The sequence below is a fragment of the Streptoverticillium reticulum genome, from assembly GCF_047456005.1.
GTDB classification, from domain to species: Bacteria; Actinomycetota; Actinomycetes; order Streptomycetales; family Streptomycetaceae; genus Streptomyces; species Streptomyces reticulum.
The window spans coordinates 5046187-5067500 of the sequence record NZ_CP179755.1; the positions used below are offsets into that span (position 1 = coordinate 5046187).

Consider the following 21314-nt stretch of genomic DNA (forward strand, 5'->3'; position numbering starts at 1 on the left):
ATGGCCACCAGAACGTGGACCCCGCCGGGCCCGTACGACCTGGGACGCACACTGGGCGTCCTGGCGAGGGGACCGGGCGACCCCGCGTACAGGGTGACGGACGGCGGGATCTGGCGGTCGAGCCGCACCCCTGCCGGACCGGGAACGCTGCACGTGAGGCCGACCACGGCCGGCATTGAGGCAGAGTCCTGGGGTCCAGGAGCAACGTGGCTCCTGGACAACCTCCCCACCCTCCTGGGGTCGAAGGACGCCCCGGAGAGGTTCACCCCCCGCCACCGCCTGCTCCACGAGGCGCACCGCCGCAACCCGGGCCTGCGGCTGGCCCGTACGGGCCTGGTGCTCGAATCGCTGATCCCGGCGATCCTGGAGCAGAAGGTGACCAGCGACGAGGCGTACCGCGCGTGGCGCCTGCTCCTGCAACGCCACGGAGACGAGGCCCCGGGTCCGCTGGCAGGACTACGAGTGATGCCGGATCCGAGGACCTGGACCTCGATCCCGACGTGGGAGTGGCACAAGGCGGGCGTGGACGCAAAACGCTCGTCGACGATCATTCGCGCCGCCCGTGCGGCGACCCGCCTGGAGGAGGCGGCCGCGATGGACGACCATCAGGCCGCGGCACGCCTTCAGGCGATCCCGGGGATCGGCCCGTGGACGACGGCGGAGACGCTGCAGCGCAGCAACGGCGCGGCGGACGCGGTGACGACGGGCGACCTGCACCTACCAAAGATCATCGGCTACGCCCTCACGGGCGCCAGGGGCACGGACGACGAGGGAATGCTGGAACTGCTGGCCCCGTACGAGGGCCAGCGCCACCGAGCATGCCGCCTGATCCTGCTGACGGCCCCGGTACCGCCGCGGAGGGCACCGCGTTTCCCGGTCGGGGACATCGCCCGCCTCTGACCGCCGGGAGGCACCCCAGGACGCGTGGTTTTCGCCCACCCACCCGCCTGATTACCCGGCAACGCAAGGGGGTGGGGCGGGAGCGGGGCGGGCCCTGGAGAGGGACGTAAAGACTTTTTGTGACGCAAGGTCGGGCCACCCTCACGCGGAACGGACCGTCACAAAAAGTCCAGTCCCCGGAAGGGCCCGCCCCGCTCCCACCCCACCCCCGCCCCACGGACTACCGCACCTCGACGAACGCCCCCGCGTCCCTCCCCGGCCGAGCCGCAGGCGCAACCGCCGCCCGCCCCACCGCCACGGCTCCCATCGGATCCCAGTGCTCCGGCAGCCCCAAGACGCCCCGCACCACATCACGGCAGAACATCGTCGACGAGACCCAGGCCGACCCGAGCCCCTCCCCGGCAAGCGCCACCAGGAAGTTCTGCACCCCGGCCCCGGCCGCGACGACGAACATCTCCCGCTCCGCCGCAGCCCGCCGCGCATCGGGATAGTCGTGCGACCCGTCCATCACCAGACAAGGCACCACCAGATAGGGCGCCCGGCGCAGCACATCCCCCCGCCGCACCCGCTTGGCGATGGCCTCCTCCGAGCGCCCGTCCGCCCGCAGGTCCGCGACCCACGCGTCCCGCATGGCGTCCAGCAGCCGCACCCGCGACTCCTCGGACTCCAGCAGCACGAACCGCCACGGCGTCGTGTGGTGCGGCGCCGGCGCCGTGACCGCGGCCGCGACGGCGCGCCGCACGGCCCCCGGGTCCACCGGCGCGTCCGCGAACTCCCGGACGGTGCGCCGCAGCGTCACCGCCTCCCGCACGGCCTCGGACGTCCCCAGCCGGAACATGTCACCGGCCGCATCGCGCACCAACTCCTGCGCCCCGGACCCGTCATGCTCACCCCCCACCACATGCGGCAACCCCCGCACCACGGCCACCGGCAGCCCCCCGGCCTTGCCCTTGACCAGGTCCCCGGCGGCGGCGAGCTCGTCGGCGGTGGCCACCACGGTCACCCCGAGCTCGTTCCCGTGCGCATCGACGGCGCCGCGCAGATCCTCCAGGACCCGCACCCCGGCGGCCCCGATGGCGACGTCCGTCAGCCCACTGCGCCAAGGCCGCCCGAACGTGTCGGTGATGACGACGCCGACCTCGACCCCGAGCGCGTCCCGCAGCCCGTCCCGGATCCGCCGCGCGGAGGCGTCGGGGTCCTCGGGCAGCAACAGAACGGTCCCCGCGGGGGTGTTGGAGGCATCGACGCCGGCGGCGGCCATCACAAAACCCTGCCGGTTCTCGACGATACGCAGAGCACCACGCCGGGCCACGACCCGAACGGCCTCGGCATCGATGGCGGCTTCACGGTCCTCGGCGAGGGCGACGCGCCCCTCGGCCTTGCTGACGATCTTCGAGGTGACGATGACGACGTCGCCGTCGACAAGCCCGGGCAGCCCGTCCCCCAGAGCGGCGGAGGCGATGAGCTTGGCGAGATCGTCACCGCCCTGCACCTCGGGAATCCCGGGGACGGCCCACACCCGAAATGCGGGAACATCCACACACGAACCGCTGGACCCGCTCACGCGCCCCGCACCTCCTCGGCCAGCGCCAACGCCTCGGAGGCCATCCGAGCGGTGGCGGCGACATCGGTCATCATCAGCGGAACGGCCCGGCACCGGATCCCGGCGGCCTCGACATCCGCGACGACCCCGGCGTCGACGGTGTCGACAAGCCACCCGTCCAGCAGCCCGGACCCGTAGTGCCGGGCGACAGCCGCGGCGGTGGACTCGACGCCGACGGCGGCGAGGACCTTGTCGGCCATGCCGCGCACGGGCGCGTCCCCGACGATGGGGGAGAGGCCGACGACGGGCGCCGCGGCCTCGGCGACGGCCTCGCGGACGCCGGGCACGGACAGGATGGTGCCGACGCTCACGACGGGGTTGGACGGCGGGAAGAGCACGACGTCCGCGGCGGCGATGGCCTCCAGCACGCCGGGCGCGGGCTTGGCCTGCTCGGCCCCCACCGGAACGACGGCGTGGGCGGGCACGGAGGCCCGCATCCGCACCCAGTACTCCTGGAAGTGGACGGCCTTGCGCCCGTCCTCGGTGTCCACGAGGACGTGCGTCTCGACCCGGTCGTCACTCATCGGCAGCAGCCGGACGCCCGGCTGCCAGCGCGCGCACAGCGCCTCGGTGACGGCGCTGAGCGGGTATCCGGCGCCGAGCATCTGCGTCCGCACGATGTGCGTGGCGAAGTCGCGGTCGCCGAGCCCGAACCACTCGGGCCCCACGCCGTAGGCCGCCAGTTCCTCCTTCACGGCGAAGGTCTCGCCGGTCCGGCCCCACCCCTGCTCCTCGTGGATGCCGCCGCCGAGGGTGTACATCACGGTGTCGAGGTCGGGGCAGACCTTGAGGCCGAAGAGGTGGATGTCGTCGCCGGTGTTGCCGATGACGGTGATGTCGGCGTCGGGGGCTGCTGACTTGAGGCCGCGGAGGAAGCGGGCGCCCCCGATCCCGCCGGCCAGAACCACAATGCGCTGCTGCATGCCTGCAGTCTGTCAGCAGTCCGGCAGCCGCTAGGAGCCGCCCTGAAGAGCGGTCCGGATCCGGCCGGCGCCGCCGAGGCCCGGGACGCACTGGGGCGCGGCGGCCTGCGGCCGGTGCATCGGCATCTCGGTGAGCCCGGGGAAGTAGACGTGCAGGCTGACGGCGGGCTCGAGCGAGTCGTTGAGCACCTCGTGCGCGTAGCCGGGGGCGAAGACCCGCTGGGCCCCGGGGCCGAGCCGCCGCCGGACGGTGCCGGAGGCGGTGGCGCCGGCCTCGGTGAGCTCGCCCTGCACCACGGTCAGCACGCCGGAGGAGCGCCCGTGGTCGTGCAGCCCGCTGCCCTGCCCGGGCACCCAGCTGAGCAGCCAGACCTCGTACCCGGGCCCGGTGCGCAGCCGGTGGTACCAGCGGCTGACGGCGTCGTAGCGCACGAGGTGCGCCCAGGCGGCGCGGTCGGCGGCGAGGGTACGGGCCAGCCCGGCGAACTCGGCGACGGTGGCGGGGTGGGCGGCGGGCGGGGGCATCAGGTGGGGGATGGCGAGGGGGTCGCCGGCGATCTGGACGTCGCTGTTCATGAAGGGTGTTCCTCGTACGGGAAGAAAAGACCGGAGGCCGGGGCGGCGAGTTGCACCGAGTCGCACCAAGGGGTGCGGGTGTGCGGAAGCGCCGGAAAAGACCGGAAGGATCAGCTGGAGCGAAAGAAGCGAAAGCGTGTACGCATCAACAGCTGGAACAGCGACAGCGCGCCTGAACAGCACAGCGGGACCCGTAGGCACGGGTCAGGCTGAGGTTCCCCAGGGGGAGGGAGGTCGCTGGCATGTCACCAAGGAGACCGGGCCACGGGCCCCTCTGTCAACTGGATGTCTGTTTTGACGTTATTGGTTCACCTCTTCCGGTCACCGAAAGGGGCAAAGGGTTTGTGCGGTTGCAATGCCGGACAGGTGGCGCACCGTCCGGGCCGTCGGCAGGCTTGCCGGACCGTGCTGCAACTGGGGTCGACCCCCTCTGCGTCCTCCCTCACGGAAGGGAGCTGCGGGGTCCCTGTGACGAGTGGGAGATGTGTCCACTCTTGTGATGGTTTGGCAACTTTACGCTCAGCCTTGGTTCCGCAGAGTGAATAAGGGGCCCAATAGCAGATCCCGGCTTGACTGCCCCGGATCGCCGCACTTGTAATTTCACTCGTGTCGTTCTGTCGCACCTGATAGCGGCAGCACACGGGGACGCAATGACAGACGAGGGGCGCACATGACCGAGCTGTTCCAGCAACTGCTGGTCGAGGAGGCGGACGAGGAGCTCGGCTGGCAGGAGCGCGCACTGTGCGCTCAGACCGACCCCGAGTCCTTCTTTCCCGAAAAGGGCGGATCCACGCGCGAGGCGAAAAAAGTATGCCTGGCCTGTGAGGTCCGTTCCGAGTGCCTTGAATATGCCTTGGCCAACGATGAACGCTTTGGCATCTGGGGCGGATTGTCCGAACGTGAGCGCCGCCGCCTCAAGAAGGCCGCGGTCTGACGGTCGCCGGTCCAGGACCGACGCACAGAGTCACGACCTGACGCAATGTCTTGTACAAGGCCGATCCAGGGGACTGAAGGACCATCCGGTCCGAGCACTCCCGCAACAGCATCCGCAGCACCGTCCATAGCGAACAGTCCGCCTCCCGCGCCCCGCAAGCGGGAGGCGGACTGCTGTGTCCGGAGCCACTAGGGTGGGTCCCTCGACGACGCACCGTGCGGCCGCCGCAGTGCCCTTCCGGGCCCGCCGGACCCGCCCGCGTCCACCGCAGCAGTCCAGCACCGCAGTCCTCCGGGGGTGACCCGGGGACGCCCGGCCGGAGGGCCTGTACCTCGATGTCCGTGCACAGCACTACGGCGGCCCGCTTCCCCGCCGGCTCCCTGTCCGACCACACGGTTCCCCCGGCGTTCCCGCGCCACGTGGTCACCGCCGTGCTCGTCGCGCACGACGGCGCCCGCTGGCTGCCCGACGCCCTCGCCGGACTGCTCGGCCAGGAACGGCCCGTGCAGAACGCCGTGGCCGCCGACACCGGCAGCACCGACGACTCCGCCCGGCTGCTCGCCGAGGCCCTCGGCGACGACCGCGTCCTGCACCTCGCCCGCCGCGCCGGCTTCGGCACGGCCGTCGACGAGGCCGTCCGCGCCGCCCCCGTGCCCACCGCCGACGAGCTGCCGTACCTGCGCAGGTCCAGTGGCTGGGACCCGGTCGGCCGCACCTGGAGCGAGGACGACGACGGCGCGTACACCGCCGACCTCGACCCCGTGCAGTGGCTGTGGCTGCTGCACGACGACTGCGCCCCCGAGCCCGGCGCGCTGCACGAGCTGCTGCGCGTGGCCGACGCCGAGATCACCGCGGGCCGGCCCGCCGCCGTCATCGGCCCCAAGCTGCGCAGCTGGTACGACCGCAGGCAGCTGCTCGAGGTCGGCGTCTCCATCGCCCGCAGCGGCCGCCGCTGGACGGGCCTGGAGCGCCGCGAGCAGGACCAGGGCCAGCACGACCAGGTCCGCCAGGTGCTCGCCGTCTCCTCAGCCGGCATGCTCGTCCGGCGCGACGTGTGGGAGCAGCTCGGCGGTTTCGACCAGCGCCTGCCGCTCATGCGCGACGACGTCGACCTGTGCTGGCGCGCCACCGCCGCCGGGCACCGCGTGCTCGTCGCCCCCGAGGCCGTGCTGCGGCACGCCGAGGCGGCCGCCCGCGAGCGCCGCCCGGTCGACTGCGCGGGCCGCAAGCCGGCCGACCCGCACAAGGTCGACAAGGCGGGCGCCGTCTACACGCTCCTCGCCAACACCCGTGGCGCCCTGCTGCCGTACGTGATGCTCCGGGTCGTCCTCAGCACCCTGCTGCGCACCCTCGGCTACCTCGTGGGCAAGGCCCCCGGACAGGCGCTCGACGAGCTCGCGGGGCTCATGGCCACGCTGCTGCGCCCCGGGCGCATCCGTGCCGCACGCAAGCGGCGCGGGCAGCCGTCCGTCACGGCCGGTGAGCTGCGGGCCCTCTTCCCGCCGCCGGGCGCGACCGTCCGTGCGACCGTCGAGCAGCTCGCGAGCGACTTCGGCGCCGGGAAGGACGACGGGCCCTCCGCCGCCGGACGCCATGGAGCGGTCGAATCGGGACCGGGCGGGGACGACGCCGACTACCTGGAGATCGAGCAGTTCGCCCGGCTCAGGCGCATCGCCCGCAAGCCCGCTCCCGTCCTCTTCGCCGTCCTGCTGCTCGTGTCGGCCATCGCCTGCCGCGGCCTGTTCGGCGGCGGCGCGCTCTCGGGCGGTGCGCTGCTGCCCGTACCTGACGGCGCGTCCGCCCTGTGGGCGAGCTACACCGACGGCTGGCATCCGGTCGGCACCGGCACCACCGCCGGGGCGCCGCCCTATCTGGCCGTCCTGGCCGCCCTGTCGACGTTTTTCCTCGGCTCCACGAGCTTCACCCTCACCCTGCTGCTGGTCTGCTCGGTGCCGCTGGCTGGTCTCACCGCCTACTTCGCCTCCCGGCCGCTGGTCGGCTCCCGGCTGCTGCGCGCCTGGGCGAGCGTGGCCTACGCCTTCCTGCCCGCCGCCACGGGTGCTCTCGCGACCGGTCGGCTGGGCACCGCCGTCCTGGCCGTCGTGCTGCCGCTCATGGCGCGTGCGGTGGTCTCCGCGGCGGGCCTCGGCACCGCAGGGGCGCGCCCCTCGTGGCGCGCGTGCTGGGCGTACGCGCTCCTGCTGACCGTCACCATGTCCTTCACTCCGGTCGTCTGGCCGCTCGCAGGCGTGCTCGGCCTCGGCATGCTCGTCCTGTGCTGTGTGCGCGGCGGGGCGGGACAACTGGCCGTGCAGGGGCCGCGGCTGCTGGCCGTGATCCTCACGCCGGTCGCCGTACTGGCCCCCTGGTCGCTCGGACTGTTCGCTCATCCGGTGCGCTTCCTCGGTCAGGCGGGTCTGGATCTGGGGCACGGATCCGCTTCACCGCTCGGACTGCTCACCGGTGACCCCGGCGGGCCGAAGACCGGCGCGTTCCTGCTCACCGGTCTCGTGCTGGCCGCGATGGCCGCCCTGCTGCGCAGCGACCGGCAGTTCGCCGTCCGCACGGCCTGGGCCGTGGCACTGACCGGTCTGCTGTGCGCGGTGCTGGGCAACCGGACCGCATGGGCCGGTCCCGCCACCCTCGTCTACGGACTGGCGCTCGTCGCGGCGGCCGTCGTCGGGGCCGAGGGCGCCCGGGAGCGGGTGGCGGCTCAGAGCTTCGGCTGGCGGCAGCCGGTCGCGGGCCTCATCGTGCTCGCCGCCGGGGCCGCACCGTTCGTCGCCGCCGTCGCCTGGACAGTCACCGGCGCGGACGGGCCGCTGGTGCGCCGCGACCCGGCGCAGGTGCCCGCGTTCGTCGCCGAGGAGGCGGGTACCCGCGACCAGGCCCGCACGCTGGTGCTCGGCGGGGACGCCGCACACGTCACGTACACGCTCGTCCGCGGCGCCGGTGCGCGCATGGGCGACGCCGAGCTGGGCGAGGCCGCGGGCCGCGACAAGCGGCTCGACTCCGTCGTGGCGAACTTGGTCGGCGGCTCCGGCGCCGACCAGGCGGGCCGCCTCGGGGACTACGCGGTCGGCTACGTCCTCGTCCGCGACAACGACCGCGCGACCGCCCGCACAGTCCGCGTCCTGGACGCCACCCCCGGGCTGACCCGGCTGAGCCAGGAGGGCCACACGGCCCTGTGGCGGGTCGACCGGCAGGTCGCCCGTGTCGCGGTCGTCAGCGGCGCGCAGCAGGACGGCGGTCTTCCGGTCCCCGTCGCCGCCGGGCCCGTCACGGCCCGGGCCACGCTGCCGGCCGGCCCCGCGGGCCGCGTGCTGCGGATCGCCGACAAGGCCGCGCCCGGCTGGAAGGCCACGCTGAACGGCAAGGCCCTCAAGCGCACCACGGTCGACGGCTGGGCCCAAGGCTTCACCCTCCCCGCGGGTGGCGGCAAGCTGTCGTTGTCGTACGAGACCCCGGTGGCGCACACGGCGTGGATGTGGGGGCAGGGCCTGCTGGCGCTCCTCCTGGTGGTCCTCGCCCTCCCGGGCCGCCGGCGCCGGGTCGACGACGACCTGCCGGAGACCGACGCCCCGCCCGCCGCACCGGCCGCCGCCACCGTGCCGGAGCAGCCGGTGCCGGGGGAGGGCCGCCGGGCACGCCGCCTGCGCGCGGCCGCGGCCGCTGCGGCCGCCCCGGAGCCGGCCCCGCCGGCCGAGGCGCCCGCGGCCGACCCGTACGAGGAGCAGGCCCCGGCCGACCCGTACGCCGCCGTCCCGCACCAGCAGCCGTACACGGAGTACGGCGAGTGGGACGCCCAGAATGCCCAGAACCACCCGTACCAGCAGCCCGGTTACGGCACCGGTTACGACCAGGGCTACGACCCTTCGTACCCGGCACAGCACCAGCCCCAGCCCCGGCAGTACGACTCGCCGGGCCAGGCGCCGTACCCGCAGGACCCCTACGCGGCCGGTTCGTACGGCCAGTACGACGCCTACGACCCGTACGGCTACGGACACCAGCAGCCCCACCGTGACGGGAGCGAGCAGCAGTGAAGCGCACGACCCTCTCCCTGTTCGCCGTGACGGCGGCACTCGCCGCCGTCACCGGTGTCGCCGTGCTCACCGGCCCGTCAGACGTTTCCGCGCCGGGCGGCAAGAGCGGTCAGACCGTCACGGGCGCGAAGGCGCCCGTGCAGCGATCCGCGCTGGTGTGCCCGGCGCCGACGTCGTCCGACGTGGGGGACACGACGTACACCGCCTTCACCCCGACCGGGGGCAAGGGCACGGGGAAGCCCGCGGACCTGCTGCCCGCGGCGGGCGGCAAGAGTGGCAAGAACGACGGCAAGCCGGTCCTCTCCCTCAAGGAGCCCGGCAAGCCGGTCACGGCCACGACCGACCGCTCGGACGCACCGGCCCTCTACGGCGCCGCCGACGGTCCGCTCGCCCCCGGCTGGACGGCACAGCAGACCACCGCCATCAGCGCGGGCAGCGGGCGCGGCCTGCACGGTCTGACGTGCACACCGCCCGACACGTCCTTCTGGTTCCCGGGCGCGAGCACCGCCAAGGGACGTCAGGACTACGTCCACCTGACCAACCCGGACGTCACGCCGGCCGTCGTCGACCTGGAGCTGTACGGCAAGGACGGCCGCATCAAGGCGCCTTCGGGCGAGGGCGTCACCGTTCCGCCGCACACGACCGTGCCGGTGCTGCTGTCGACACTGACGGATGCGCCTGCGGACGACCTCACCCTCCACGTGGCGGCCCGCTCGGGCCGCCTCGGCGCCGCGGTGCAGGCCTCCGACGAGAAGGCCGGCGGCGACTGGCTGCCGCCGTCCGCCGACCCGGCGGCGGACGCGGTGCTGCCCGGCATCCCCGCCGATGCCACGTCCGTGCGGCTCGTCGCCCACGTGCCCGGCTCGGACGACGCGGACGTCGGCCTGCGCCTCGTCGGGCCGAACGGCACGATCTCCCCGGCCGGCCACGAGTCGCTGCACCTCAAGGGCGGCATGACGACCGCCGTCGACCTCGGCGACCTCACCCGCGGCGAGGCGGGCTCCCTGATGCTCACGGGCGGCGGCGGCAGCACCCCGGTCGTCGCCGCACTGCGCGTCACGCGCGGCAAGGACGACAAGCAGGAGACGGCGTTCATCCCCGCCACCTCCGCGATCGACGGACGCGGCACCGTGGCGGACAACCGGCCCAAGGCCGCCACCCTGTCGCTGACCGCACCGGGCAAGGCGGCCACGGTGCGGGTGACGTCCTCGGCGGGCAGCGACGGCGGCTCACCGGTGACCAAGACGTACACGGTCAAGGCGGGAACGACCCTCGCCTTCGAACCTCCGCAGCCGGACGGGGCCAAGGGCTCCTACGCGGTGACGGTGGAGAAGACGGGCGGGGGACCGGTGTACGCGTCACGGATGCTCGCCCTGCCGAAGGACGGCGTCCCGATGTTCACGATCCAGCCCCTCCCGGACGACCGTTCCACGGTGGCGGTCCCGGAGGCGAAGACGGACCTGTCGTTGCTGAACCGGGGCTGATGTCTGGCGCGGGGAACTGCGCGACCAGCCGCAGCCGGCCCGCAGTTGGCGTACCGATCAGTCCTGCCCGTACCGCGGATCCACCGACTCGGGCGCGAGCCCCAGGAGTTCGGCGACCTGCTCCACCACGACCTCGTGGACGAGCAGGGCCCGCTCGTCCCGCGTCTTGGTGCGGATCTCCACCGGCCGCCGGTAGACGACGATCCGGTCGGGGCTGTCGCCGTGGGCGGGGACGTACCGCCCGAGCGGCACGGTGTCCCCGTCGAGCAGCCCGGCGAGGGCCTCGGCCTCGTCGCCCCCCACGGGCACCTCCCGGACCACGAAGTCCACCGACGCCAGCTGCGGCCACCGCCGCTCCAGCCGCTCCGCGGAGTCGTGCACGAGGTCGATGAACGCCTCGGCCCGGCTGACCGACAGCGGCACCTGGGGCGGGGCGACCGGTCCGCGCATACCGCGCCCGTGGCGGTCGCGGTGGCGGGGGCGCGGGGGCGTCGGCCCGGGGTGCCCGCCGGCGTCGGTCGGGGGAGGTACGGGGCTGTCCATCACTCCTGAGAGTATCCGTCGGCGGCCCGTGTACACGCCGTGGCCACGCATCTCATCGCATGTCGCCGGATGAACGTTTCGGCCGTCTCTGCGAACGTTTTCGGCCGTGTGCTGAGCCGCCCGCCGCATGCGGAATGACACTATGTGTTCCGGGTGATGGCGGTTTCTCCCTCCACCCCGCACCGTGTTCCTCGTCTCGTGTACGCCTCAACCAGGCGCTTTGACAACGGTGTCCACCGGACGAACCGGGACGACACGGAGGGGTGAGCCGGGGGTGAGTCGTCGCGGCCCGCTCAAGAGTGCGGTACCGTCCAACCTCGTGAGCCCTGTACGTCGCTGTTCGCGCACCGCGTGCGGCCGCCCGGCCGTCGCGACGCTGACGTACGTCTACGCCGATTCGACCGCCGTCCTCGGTCCGCTCGCCACTTATGCCGAACCCCACTGCTACGACCTGTGCGCCGAGCACTCCGAGCGCCTGACCGCCCCGCGCGGCTGGGACGTCGTCCGCCTCGCGGTCGACAGCGGTCCGGCCCGTCCCAGCAGTGACGACCTCGAAGCCCTCGCCAACGCCGTGCGCGAGGCGGCCCGTCCGCAGGAGCGCGCCGCCGGGCCGGGTGCCGTGCCGGGCGTCATGGGCCCGGGCGGTCGCGACGCCAACCCGATGGAGGTCGCCCGCCGGGGTCACCTCAGGGTGCTCCGCTCGCCCGACTCCTGACAGCGCGTACGCCCGTTGTCACAGCCGCCAGGTAGGTTTGGTGTCCCGAATCGCACTCAAGGAGGGGTCGGCTGTGGCTGATCTGTCGCAGATCGTGAAGGCGTACGACGTGCGCGGCGTCGTCCCCGAGCAGTGGGACGAGAAGCTGGCCGAGCTGTTCGGCGCCGCCTTCGCCCAGGTCACGGAAGCCCGCGCGATCGTCATCGGCCACGACATGCGGCCCTCCTCGCCCGGCCTGTCGCAGGCCTTCGCGCGCGGTGCGGCGGCGCAGGGCGCGGACGTCACCCTGATCGGCCTCTGCTCGACCGACGAGCTCTACTTCGCCAGCGGCCAACTCGGCCTGCCGGGCGCCATGTTCACGGCCAGTCACAACCCCGCGCAGTACAACGGAATCAAGATGTGCCGCGCGGGCGCGGCCCCCGTCGGCCAGGACACCGGCCTCGCCGAGATCCGCGCCCTCGCGGAGGGCTGGCTGGAGAGCGGCGCCCCCGAGCCCGCGGCCGTCCCCGGCACCGTCACCGAGCGGGACGTCCTCGCGGACTACGCGGAGCACCTGCGCTCCCTCGTCGACCTCGGCCGGATCCGCCCCCTGAAGGTCGTGGTGGACGCGGGCAACGGCATGGGCGGCCACACCGTCCCGACCGTCCTCGACGGCCTGCCGGTCGACCTGGTGCCCATGTACTTCGAGCTCGACGGCACCTTCCCGAACCACGAGGCCAACCCCCTCGACCCGAAGAACATCGTCGACCTCCAGGCCAAGGTCCGGGAGACGAGCGCCGACATCGGCCTCGCCTTCGACGGCGACGCCGACCGCTGCTTCGTCGTCGACGAGCGCGGCGAGCCCGTCTCGCCCTCCGCGATCACGGCCCTCGTCGCCGCCCGCGAGCTGGCCAAGCACCCCGGCGGCACGATCATCCACAACCTGATCACCTCCTGGTCGGTGCCGGAGGTCGTCGGGGAGCACGGCGGCAGGGCCGTCCGCACCCGCGTCGGACACTCCTTCATCAAGCAGGAGATGGCCGCGCACGGCGCCGTCTTCGGCGGCGAGCACTCCGCCCACTACTACTTCCGCGACTTCTGGAACGCCGACACCGGCATGCTCGCGGCCCTCCACGTCCTGGCGGCGCTCGGCGGCCAGCCCGGCCCGCTCTCGGAGCTCGTCCGGCAGTACGACCGCTACGCGGCCTCCGGCGAGATCAACAGCACCGTCGCCGACCAGGCCGGCCGCAGCGCGGCGGTCCGGGCCGTGTACGAGGGCCTGCAGGGCGCCGAGCTCGACGAGCTGGACGGCCTGACCGTCACCACGCCCGACTGGTGGTTCAACCTCCGCGCGTCCAACACCGAGCCCCTCCTCCGCCTCAACGTGGAGGCCCGCGACGCGGCCACCGTGGCCCGCGTGCGGGACGAGGTCCTGGCGATCGTCAGGGCGTGAGGGCGCCGGGTCCCCGGCGGTAGGCTGACCACACAGAACCGCACATCCCCGAAGGGAATCCCCATGCCGCTCGAAGCCGGTCTCCTGGAGATCCTCGCCTGCCCGGCGTGCCACGCCCCCCTCCGCGAGGAGAACGCGGCCGAGGAGACCCCCGAGCTGGTGTGCGAGAGCCAGAGCTGCGCCCTGGCCTACCCCGTCCGCGACGGCATCCCCGTCCTGCTCGTGGACGAGGCCCGCCGCCCCGCCTGACCCCGCCGCCTGCCACAGGCAGCCAGGCACACCCGCATCCCCTCGGCGATCGGAGGCTGAGCAACGGTGTTCGACGAGTCGCTCCTCGATGACCCCGACGGCCTCTCCCGCGCCGATCTGCACGGCCTGCTCCGCGGCGCCGCCGAATCCGGCGCCCGGGTCCGCACGGCCGTGCGGAACGCCACGGAGGCCGGCATCGGCTCCCTGCAGCCGGACGGCCGCCCGCGCGCCGTCCTGGTCGCCGGGCCGGGGCCGGCCGCCGGCTCCACGGCGGAGCTGCTCTCGGCGCTCGCCGACGGCAGCTGCCCCGTCGCCCTGATCCGCCCGGCGGGTGTGGCCCCCGCCCCCGGCGCCCTGCGCTGGACGCTCCCCGGCTGGACGGGCCCGCTCGACCTGCTCCTCGTCGCCAGCCCGGACGGCACGGAGCCGGGCCTCGCCGTGCTGCTGGAGCAGGCCTACCGGCGCGGCTGCACCGTCGTCTCCGTCAGCCCCGCGGGCTCCCCGCTCGCCGAGGCCACCGCCCAGGTCCGCGGCCTGGCCGTGCCGCTCACCGCCACGCCGTACGAGGCCGCCATGGCCGGCGGCACCGAGAACGACGAGGGCACCCGGGCCGTGCTGCCCTCCGGCCCCGGCACCCTCTGGTCGCTGCTCACGCCGCTGCTCGCCCTCGCCGACCGCATCGGCCTGTGCACCGCGCCGCCCGAGGCCCTGGAGTCGCTCGCCGACCACCTCGACCAGGTCGCCGAGCGCTGCGGCCCCGCCATCGCCACCTACAGCAACCCGGCCAAGACCCTGGCGGCCGAGGTCGCCGACACCCTCCCGCTGATCTGGAGCGAGGGCGAGCTCGCCGCGGCGGCCGGCCGCCGCTTCGCGACCGTCCTCGCCGCGCTCGCCGGCCGCCCCGCGCTCGCCGCCGAGCTCCCAGAGGCGCTCACCGCGCACGGCGCCCTGCTCTCCGGGGTCTTCGCCGCCGGGGCGGACCCGGAGGACTTCTTCCGCGACCGGGTCGAGGAACAGGAAGCCGCCCTGCACGCCCGCGTCGTGCTGCTCCGCGAGCACGAGCCCGACGTCACGTCGCCCGCTCCCGCCGCCCGTGAACTCGCCCTGCACCGCGACACCCCCGTCAGCGAGCTGGAGGCCACCGAGAGCAACAGCGCCCTGGAGACCGCCGCGGAGCTCCTCGCCATCACGGACTTCGCCGCCGTCTACCTCGCGCTCGCCTCCACGCCGTAGCGGGGCCGGCGCCCCGCCCCAGGTCGTCCCCCGACAGCCCACCCAGGACAGTCAGGAACAGAGCACCCCATGGACCTTCTCGCCAACACCGTGCGCCCCTACGCCTGGGGCTCCACCACCGCGATCCCCGGGCTGCTCGGCGTCGACCCCACCGGCGAGCCACAGGCGGAGCTGTGGATGGGCGCCCACCACGGTGCGCCCTCCCGCATCGACCGGGGAGAGGGGCCCCGCGCCCTGTCCGAGGTGATCGCCGCCGACCCCGAGGGCGAGCTGGGCGCCGGGCCCGTCGCGCGCTTCGGTCCCCGGCTGCCGTTCCTGCTGAAGATCCTCGCCGCGGCCTCCCCGCTCTCCCTCCAGGTCCACCCCGACCTCGCCCAAGCCGCTGCCGGCTTCGCGGAGGAGGAGGCCCGGGGCATCCCCCTCGACGCCCCCCACCGCAACTACAAGGACGCCAACCACAAGCCCGAACTGATCTGCGCCCTCACCCCGTTCGAGGGCTTCTGCGGCTTCCGCGCCCCCGAGGTGACGGCCGGTCTGCTCGGCGCGCTCGGCGTCGACTCCCTCGTCCCGTACGCCGACCTCCTGCGGGCACACCCGGAGGAGGCCGCCCTGCGCGAGGTCCTCGCCGCCGTCCTCAGTGCCGAACCCGAGGCCATGGCCAAGACGGTGGCGGAGGCCACCGCCGCGGCGGAGCGGCTCGGCGCCGTCGACGGCCCGTACCGCGAGGCGTACGCAGCCTACGCCTCCCTCGCCCACCACTACCCCGGCGACCCGGGCGTCATCGCGGCCATGCTCCTCAACCACGTGCGCCTGCTGCCCGGCGAGGCCCTCTACCTCGGCGCCGGAGTCCCGCACGCCTACCTCGACGGCCTCGGCGTCGAGATCATGGCCAACTCCGACAACGTCCTGCGCTGCGGCCTGACCCCCAAGCACGTCGACGTCCCCGAACTCCTGCGCGTCGTCCGCTTCGAGGCGTCCGACCCCGAGGTGCTGCGGCCCGAGGCCGACGCCGAGGGGGAGGAGGTCTACGACGCCCCCGTGCAGGAGTTCCGGCTCTCGCGCTACGTCCTGGCCCCCTGCGCGGGCAACGACGGCGAGGGCACCGCGCTGCCGTCCGGCGCCGCGCAGATCCTGTTGTGCACCTCCGGCACGGTCGTCCTCCGCGACACCGAGGGCCGTGAACTGCTCCTGGACCCGGGCATGTCCGCCTTCGTCCCCGCTGGCGAACGCGTCGTACTCCTCGGCGAGGCGACGGTCTTCCGGGCCACGGTCGACGGCGCCGCCGCATGAGTGCGACAGGCGGCACGAAGGCCATCGTCGCCGCGCTCGGCGCCAACCTGGCCATCGCGGCAGGGAAGTTCGTCGCCTTCGCCTTCAGCGGCTCGTCGTCCATGCTCGCCGAAGGCGTCCACTCGGTCGCCGACTCCGGCAACCAGGCCCTGCTGCTGCTCGGCGGCAAGAAGGCCCGGAAGCAGGCGACCGAGGAACACCCCTTTGGCTACGGCCGTGAGCGCTACGTCTACGGATTCCTCGTCAGCATCGTCCTGTTCACCATCGGCGGCGTCTTCGCGCTCTACGAGGGCTACGAGAAGATCAGGAGCCCGCACGCACTGGAGCACTGGTACTGGCCGGTGGGCGTGCTCGTCTTCGCCGTCGTCGCGGAGGGCTTCTCGTTCCGCACGGCCGTCAAGGAGGCGAACGAACTGCGGGGCGGGCAGTCCTGGAGCTCCTTCGTCCGCACAGCCAAGGCGCCCGAACTCCCGGTCGTGCTGCTGGAGGACTTCGGCGCCCTGATCGGCCTCGTCCTCGCGCTGGCGGGCGTCGGCCTGACGCTCCTCACCGGCGACGGGGTGTGGGACGGCATCGGCACGCTGTGCATCGGCGCCCTGCTGATCGTGATCGCCCTCGTGCTGGCGGCCGAGACCAAGTCCCTGCTGCTGGGCGAGGCCGCGGGACCGGAACAGGTGGCCAGGATCCGCGCGGCGGCGGTGGACGGGAGGACCGTCACGTCGGTCATCCACATGCGCACCCTCCACCTGGGCCCGGAAGAGCTTCTGGTGGCCGCCAAGATCGCGGTCCGCCACGACGACACGGCGGCCCAGGTGGCCCGCGCCATCGACGAGGCGGAGGCACGCATCCGCGAGGCGGTGCCGATCGCGCGGGTGATCTACCTGGAGCCGGACATCAGACGCTGAGACAGGGCCGGGGCCCGGGCCCCGGCCCTCAGCGGATCTCCTCCAGGATCCCCAGCACGTCGTCCGTGCCGGCCGCTTCCAGCAGGCGCTCCCGGAACCCGCTGTCCAGCAGCTTCCGCGCCAGCAGCGCCAGGATTCGCAGGTGCTCGTCCCCGGCGGCGGCCTCCGGCACCGCGATCATGAAGATGAGCCGCGCCCGCGTCCCGTCGAGCGCCCCCCACTCGATGCCCGCGCCGGACCGGGCGAAGGCGACGGCCGGAGCGGACACCGCGTCGGTCTTCGCATGCGGGATCGCGATCTCCTCGCCGAGCCCGGTCGTACCGAGCTCCTCCCGCGCCAGCGCGGCGGCCGTCAGCGCGTCCACATCCGTCACCTTGCCGGTGGCGGCGAGGAGTTCGGCCATCTCCCGGATGGCCGCCTCCTTGTCCTCCGCGGCCAGCCCGAGGCTCACCGTCTGCTCGGTGAGGTACCCCGAGAGCACCTCGGGCCGAGCCGAGGGCCGGGCCACGGGCGGCACGACCGCCTCGGCCGCAGGGGGCGCGGCAGCGGGACCGCCGGCGGCAACGGGCGTGCGCCCGAGCGACATCAGCGTGACCGTCGTCAACGCCGTGACCACCGCGCCGATGACCACGGCGACGAAGAACATCGGCACCCCGCTCACCGCGCCCAGCACCGCCACGATCGGCCCGCCGTGCGGCACGCTGTCCTGCACCGCCGCCAGGCCCGCGATCGCCCCTGCCACGGCACCGCCCAGCATGTTCGCCGGAATCACCCGCGCAGGCCGGGCCGCGGCGAACGGAATCGCCCCCTCCGTGATGCCGAAGAACCCCATGAACAGCGCGGCCAGCCCGGTCTCCCGCTCCTGCTCGTCGAACATCCGCCGCCGCAGCAGCGTCGCCAGCCCCTGCCCGAGCGGCGGCACCGGAATGGCGGCCGCGCACATGCCCATGATCTCGGGGTTCTTGGAGACCAGCCCCGCGCCGAACAGGAACGCCGTCTTGTTGACCGGCCCGCCCATGTCGAAGGCGATCATCAGGCCCAGGAGCACGCCGAGCAGCGCCGCACTCGCTCCGGTCAGGCTGCCCAGCCAGGTGGTGAGGTGCTCGAAGACCCAGGCGATGGGCTGGCCGACCACATAGATGAAGAACAGGCCGAGGGCGGAGGTCGCCACGACCGGGATCACGATGATCGGCATGATCGGCCGGACGAACCGGGGAACCCTGACCTTCTTGATCCACAGCACCAGATAGCCGGCCAGGAAGCCCGTGACGATCGCGCCGATGAAGCCCGCACCCGACTTCGAGTCGTACAGCGCACCGGTGTTGGCGATCCAGCCCCCGACCATGCCGGGCACCAGCGCCGGACGGTCGGCGATGGCGTAGGCGATGTAGCCGGACAGGATCGGCACCATCAGCGTGAAGCCGATGCCGCCGATGTCGTTGACGTGCTTCCAGAACGAACCGTCCGGAATCACCAGCCCGCCGCTCGCCTGGGGGTGCCCGCCCAGGGCGAGCGACACCGCGATCAGCAGACCGCCGACGACGACGAACGGAATCATGTACGAGACGCCGTTCATCAGCGCCTTGTACGTGACCCCGCGCCCCTTCCCGGCTCCGCCGCCCGCAACTCCGGCCAGGATCCCGCCCCCGGCTCCGCCACCCTCGTGAACCGGTGCGGACTGCACCTGCTTGATCAGCCGCTCGGGATGGTGAATCCCCTCCGCGACCCCGACGACCAGCACCCTCTTGCCGGCGAACCGGCTGCGGTCGACGTCCTTGTCCGCGGCGATGATGATGCCGTCGGCCTGTCTGACATCGTTGTCGGTGAGGACGTTCTCCGCGCCGATCGACCCCTGGGTCTCCACTTTGATGTCGTGGCCGAGGGACTCCGCGGCCTGCACCAGCTTCTCCGCGGCCATGTAGGTATGGGCGATACCGGTGGGGCACGCGGTCACCGCGAGCAGCTTGAGCCGTCGCCCGCTCGTCCCCGCGGCGGGGGGAGGACCGGCTGGACTGGTCACATGGATCTCCTCACAACTCGCGTTGACGGCATCCTGCAGCACGGGAGGGACGGAGCAAAGCGAGAGAGACCAAGGTCATTGCCGCAGCCGGAACCTGACGGTCCGCCGAATCGCCGTTCCGGGCGGCCCGATCGGGGCCGAGAAGGGGCTGGGGTTCACCGCCGCACCCGGTGTAGATTCGGGGCAGAGCCAGACGTCGCTGCTGATGGCGGTCGGGCGGCCCGCGCGACGGACCGGCCGAGGGAGAGAGGGCCTCCGACGGACTGCGCTGCGGTCAAGGGTGATTCGACCAGTGTGGATCAGTGTGTCCGCACGCATGCAGCCCGGCCGCGTGCACAGCCGCAGGCACTTAACCCTCGCTCGACCTTCAGGAGGAGCAGCCCGTATGTCCACCACCTCCCTTGGCCAGGACTTCAAGGTCGCGGACCTGTCCCTGGCGACTTTCGGCCGCAAGGAGATCACCCTCGCCGAGCACGAGATGCCCGGTCTGATGGCGATCCGCAAGGAGTACGCGGCGGCGCAGCCGCTCAAGGGCGCGCGGATCACCGGCTCGCTGCACATGACGGTGCAGACGGCCGTGCTGATCGAGACCCTGGTGGCGCTGGGCGCCCAGGTCCGCTGGGCGTCGTGCAACATCTTCTCCACCCAGGACCACGCCGCGGCCGCGATCGCGGTGGGCCCGCAGGGCACCCCCGAGAACCCGCAGGGCGTCCCGGTCTTCGCCTGGAAGGGCGAGACGCTCGAGGAGTACTGGTGGTGCACGGAGCAGGCGCTGACCTGGGCCGGCACGCCGACCGGCGGCCCGAACATGATCCTCGACGACGGCGGTGACGCCACGCTCCTGGTCCACAAGGGCGTGGAGTACGAGAAGGCGGGCAAGGCCCCGTCGGTGGACACCGCGGAGAACGAGGAGCACCGCGTCATCCTCGAGCTCCTCAACCGCACCCTCGCGCAGTCCCCGCAGAAGTGGACGCAGCTGGCCTCGGAGATCCGCGGCGTCACGGAGGAGACCACCACCGGCGTCCACCGCCTGTACGAGATGCACCAGGCCGGCACGCTCCTCTTCCCGGCGATCAACGTCAACGACGCCGTCACCAAGTCGAAGTTCGACAACAAGTACGGCTGCCGCCACTCCCTCGTCGACGGCATCAACCGCGCCACCGATGTCCTCATCGGCGGCAAGGTCGCGGTCATCTGCGGCTACGGCGACGTGGGCAAGGGCTGCGCGGAGTCGCTGCGCGGCCAGGGCGCCCGCGTGATCGTCACCGAGATCGACCCGATCTGCGCCCTGCAGGCCGCGATGGACGGCTACCAGGTCGCCACGCTGGACGACGTGGTGGAGACCGCCGACATCTTCGTCACCACGACCGGCAACAAGGACATCATCATGGCCGGCGACATGGCCCGGATGAAGCACCAGGCCATCGTGGGCAACATCGGCCACTTCGACAACGAGATCGACATGGCCGGCCTCGCGGCCGTGCCCGGCATCGTCAAGGACGAGGTCAAGCCCCAGGTCCACACCTGGACCTTCCCCGACGGCAAGGCGATCATCGTCCTCTCCGAGGGCCGCCTGCTGAACCTGGGCAACGCCACCGGCCACCCCTCGTTCGTGATGTCCAACTCCTTCGCGAACCAGACGATCGCCCAGATCGAGCTCTTCACCAAGCCCGAGTCCTACCCGACCGACGTCTACGTCCTGCCCAAGCACCTGGACGAGAAGGTCGCCCGCCTGCACCTCGACGCACTCGGCGCCAAGCTCACCGTGCTGCGCCCGGAGCAGGCCTCCTACATCGGCGTCCCGGTGGAGGGCCCGTACAAGCCCGACCACTACCGCTACTGACAGCACCATCAGCCGCAGCTGATAGAACAGGCCTCCGCCCCCTGGGCGGGGGCCTGTCCGCTTTCCGTCAAGGACCCCACCATGCCTCGCGGCCGTTACTCCCTGCACGACCCGCACGACCACACCCCCCTCGGTGAAGAGCGCTTCCACTGCGCCACCGGCCCCTCCGGCTGGCGCTACGTCTCACAGATCACCACCCCCTCGGGCGCCCCGGCCGGCTCCGTCGACCTGGCGATCGACGATCTCGGCCGCCCCATCCGTCTCCAGCTCCAGGCGGGGGACTGGCAGGTACGCGGCGCCGCCCTGGAAGGCGTCACCTGGGTCCGCACGGACGCGACCGGCGAGCACGCATCGGAAGGCAATGTCCGCGCGCATGCCTTCACCGGTACGTCCCCCGCCTTCTACGTGGCCGTGTCCCGCCTCCTTCGCCTTTCCTCCGGCGCCCCCGCCACCCGGATCCGCCTGGTCGCCTTCACGTCCCCCGTCCTCGCCCCCCTCACCGTCGACCAGGCGTGGGCGCTGAAGGGAAGGACAGCACACCCCACTGACAACGGCCTGCTGGAAGTGGACGAGTACCAGGTCAGCGCCCTGGACACGGGCGAGCAGCACACGGTCCACATC

17 protein-coding genes (1 of these 17 running past the window's edge) are annotated in these 21314 nt (G+C 72.9%); 12 read left to right on the top strand and 5 right to left on the bottom strand.

Annotated features, from left to right (window positions below; all coding sequences use genetic code 11):
* Positions 1-900 carry a DNA-3-methyladenine glycosylase family protein gene (locus ACMATS_RS23065; protein WP_390780151.1) on the top strand — a complete coding sequence of 300 codons (900 nt, stop codon included), beginning with the start codon at positions 1-3 and terminating at the stop codon, positions 898-900.
* Between the two features lie 220 nt (positions 901-1120).
* Here ACMATS_RS23065 and ACMATS_RS23070 read toward each other — a convergent pair whose 3' ends face one another.
* From ACMATS_RS23070 to ACMATS_RS23080, 3 genes are read right to left on the bottom strand one after another with little or no spacing between them, the layout of a single operon-like run.
* Positions 1121-2464, bottom strand: a complete 1344-nt coding sequence (locus tag ACMATS_RS23070; protein ID WP_414168899.1) for a coenzyme F420-0:L-glutamate ligase — start codon at positions 2462-2464, stop codon at positions 1121-1123.
* Entirely contained in the window at positions 2461-3426 is a 966-nt protein-coding gene (gene cofD / locus ACMATS_RS23075) for a 2-phospho-L-lactate transferase (RefSeq protein WP_390780153.1), read from the bottom strand. The genes ACMATS_RS23070 and cofD overlap by 4 nt, the downstream gene beginning before the upstream one ends.
* A 30-nt stretch (positions 3427-3456) precedes the next feature.
* Complete coding sequence (locus ACMATS_RS23080; protein WP_414168900.1) at positions 3457-4002, bottom strand: cysteine dioxygenase; 546 nt, start codon at positions 4000-4002, stop codon at positions 3457-3459.
* 670 nt (positions 4003-4672) lie between these two features.
* Here ACMATS_RS23080 and ACMATS_RS23085 point away from each other — a divergent pair.
* The 3 genes from ACMATS_RS23085 to ACMATS_RS23095 all read left to right on the top strand — a co-directional run bounded on the left by ACMATS_RS23085 (position 4673) and on the right by ACMATS_RS23095 (position 10463).
* Entirely contained in the window at positions 4673-4936 is a 264-nt protein-coding gene (locus tag ACMATS_RS23085; RefSeq protein WP_004952403.1) for a WhiB family transcriptional regulator, read from the top strand.
* A gap of 335 nt (positions 4937-5271) precedes the next feature.
* A complete protein-coding gene (locus tag ACMATS_RS23090; protein ID WP_414168901.1) occupies positions 5272-8979 on the top strand; it encodes a glycosyltransferase in 3708 nt (1235 codons plus the stop codon).
* Complete coding sequence (locus ACMATS_RS23095; protein ID WP_414168902.1) at positions 8976-10463, top strand: DUF5719 family protein; 1488 nt, start codon at positions 8976-8978, stop codon at positions 10461-10463. Before ACMATS_RS23090 ends, ACMATS_RS23095 begins: the two co-directional genes overlap by 4 nt.
* A 57-nt stretch (positions 10464-10520) precedes the next feature.
* Here ACMATS_RS23095 and ACMATS_RS23100 read toward each other — a convergent pair whose 3' ends face one another.
* Entirely contained in the window at positions 10521-11006 is a 486-nt protein-coding gene (locus ACMATS_RS23100) for a metallopeptidase family protein (protein WP_390780157.1), read from the bottom strand.
* A gap of 274 nt (positions 11007-11280) precedes the next feature.
* Between ACMATS_RS23100 and ACMATS_RS23105 the strand changes: the two genes are divergently transcribed.
* The 6 genes from ACMATS_RS23105 (at position 11281) to ACMATS_RS23130 (ending at position 16830) form a co-directional block, all read left to right on the top strand.
* On the top strand, positions 11281-11721 hold the full coding sequence (locus ACMATS_RS23105; protein ID WP_390780158.1) for a DUF3499 domain-containing protein: 441 nt from the start codon (positions 11281-11283) through the stop codon (positions 11719-11721).
* Positions 11722-11794: 73 nt separating this feature from the next.
* A complete protein-coding gene (locus tag ACMATS_RS23110) occupies positions 11795-13153 on the top strand; it encodes a phosphomannomutase/phosphoglucomutase (RefSeq protein ID WP_414168903.1) in 1359 nt (452 codons plus the stop codon).
* A gap of 63 nt (positions 13154-13216) precedes the next feature.
* Positions 13217-13402 carry a Trm112 family protein gene (locus ACMATS_RS23115; RefSeq protein WP_414168904.1) on the top strand — a complete coding sequence of 62 codons (186 nt, stop codon included), beginning with the start codon at positions 13217-13219 and terminating at the stop codon, positions 13400-13402.
* Between the two features lie 66 nt (positions 13403-13468).
* Complete coding sequence (locus ACMATS_RS23120) at positions 13469-14635, top strand: SIS domain-containing protein (RefSeq protein WP_414168905.1); 1167 nt, start codon at positions 13469-13471, stop codon at positions 14633-14635.
* A gap of 69 nt (positions 14636-14704) precedes the next feature.
* Entirely contained in the window at positions 14705-15925 is a 1221-nt protein-coding gene (manA, locus tag ACMATS_RS23125) for a mannose-6-phosphate isomerase, class I (RefSeq protein ID WP_414168906.1), read from the top strand.
* Entirely contained in the window at positions 15922-16830 is a 909-nt protein-coding gene (locus ACMATS_RS23130) for a cation diffusion facilitator family transporter (protein ID WP_414168907.1), read from the top strand. The genes manA and ACMATS_RS23130 overlap by 4 nt, the downstream gene beginning before the upstream one ends.
* Positions 16831-16858: 28 nt before the next feature.
* On the opposite strand, the gene ACMATS_RS23135 is transcribed toward ACMATS_RS23130, so the two are convergent.
* Complete coding sequence (locus ACMATS_RS23135) at positions 16859-18850, bottom strand: fructose-specific PTS transporter subunit EIIC (protein ID WP_414168908.1); 1992 nt, start codon at positions 18848-18850, stop codon at positions 16859-16861.
* Positions 18851-19235: 385 nt separating this feature from the next.
* On the opposite strand from ACMATS_RS23135, the gene ahcY reads away from it, so the two are divergent.
* On the top strand, positions 19236-20693 hold the full coding sequence (ahcY, locus tag ACMATS_RS23140; protein WP_390780164.1) for an adenosylhomocysteinase: 1458 nt from the start codon (positions 19236-19238) through the stop codon (positions 20691-20693).
* A gap of 81 nt (positions 20694-20774) precedes the next feature.
* On the top strand, positions 20775-21314 hold the 5' portion of the coding sequence (locus ACMATS_RS23145; protein ID WP_414168909.1) for a hypothetical protein. 75 nt of this gene lie beyond the right edge of the window; only the first 540 of its 615 coding nucleotides appear in the window; it begins with the start codon at positions 20775-20777; the stop codon falls past the right edge of the window.

Bases quoted from the DNA above. Each gene is read 5' to 3' on its own strand.
- ACMATS_RS23065 (WP_390780151.1), top strand. From the start codon at position 1: ATGGCCACCAGAACGTGGACCCCGCCGGGCCCGTACGACCTGGGACGC.
- cofD (WP_390780153.1), bottom strand. From the start codon at position 3,426: ATGCAGCAGCGCATTGTGGTTCTGGCCGGCGGGATCGGGGGCGCCCGC.
- ACMATS_RS23080 (WP_414168900.1), bottom strand. From the start codon at position 4,002: ATGAACAGCGACGTCCAGATCGCCGGCGACCCCCTCGCCATCCCCCAC.
- ACMATS_RS23085 (WP_004952403.1), top strand. From the start codon at position 4,673: ATGACCGAGCTGTTCCAGCAACTGCTGGTCGAGGAGGCGGACGAGGAG.
- ACMATS_RS23090 (WP_414168901.1), top strand. From the start codon at position 5,272: ATGTCCGTGCACAGCACTACGGCGGCCCGCTTCCCCGCCGGCTCCCTG.
- ACMATS_RS23100 (WP_390780157.1), bottom strand. From the start codon at position 11,006: ATGGACAGCCCCGTACCTCCCCCGACCGACGCCGGCGGGCACCCCGGG.
- ACMATS_RS23115 (WP_414168904.1), top strand. From the start codon at position 13,217: ATGCCGCTCGAAGCCGGTCTCCTGGAGATCCTCGCCTGCCCGGCGTGC.
- manA (WP_414168906.1), top strand. From the start codon at position 14,705: ATGGACCTTCTCGCCAACACCGTGCGCCCCTACGCCTGGGGCTCCACC.
- ACMATS_RS23130 (WP_414168907.1), top strand. From the start codon at position 15,922: ATGAGTGCGACAGGCGGCACGAAGGCCATCGTCGCCGCGCTCGGCGCC.
- ahcY (WP_390780164.1), top strand. From the start codon at position 19,236: ATGTCCACCACCTCCCTTGGCCAGGACTTCAAGGTCGCGGACCTGTCC.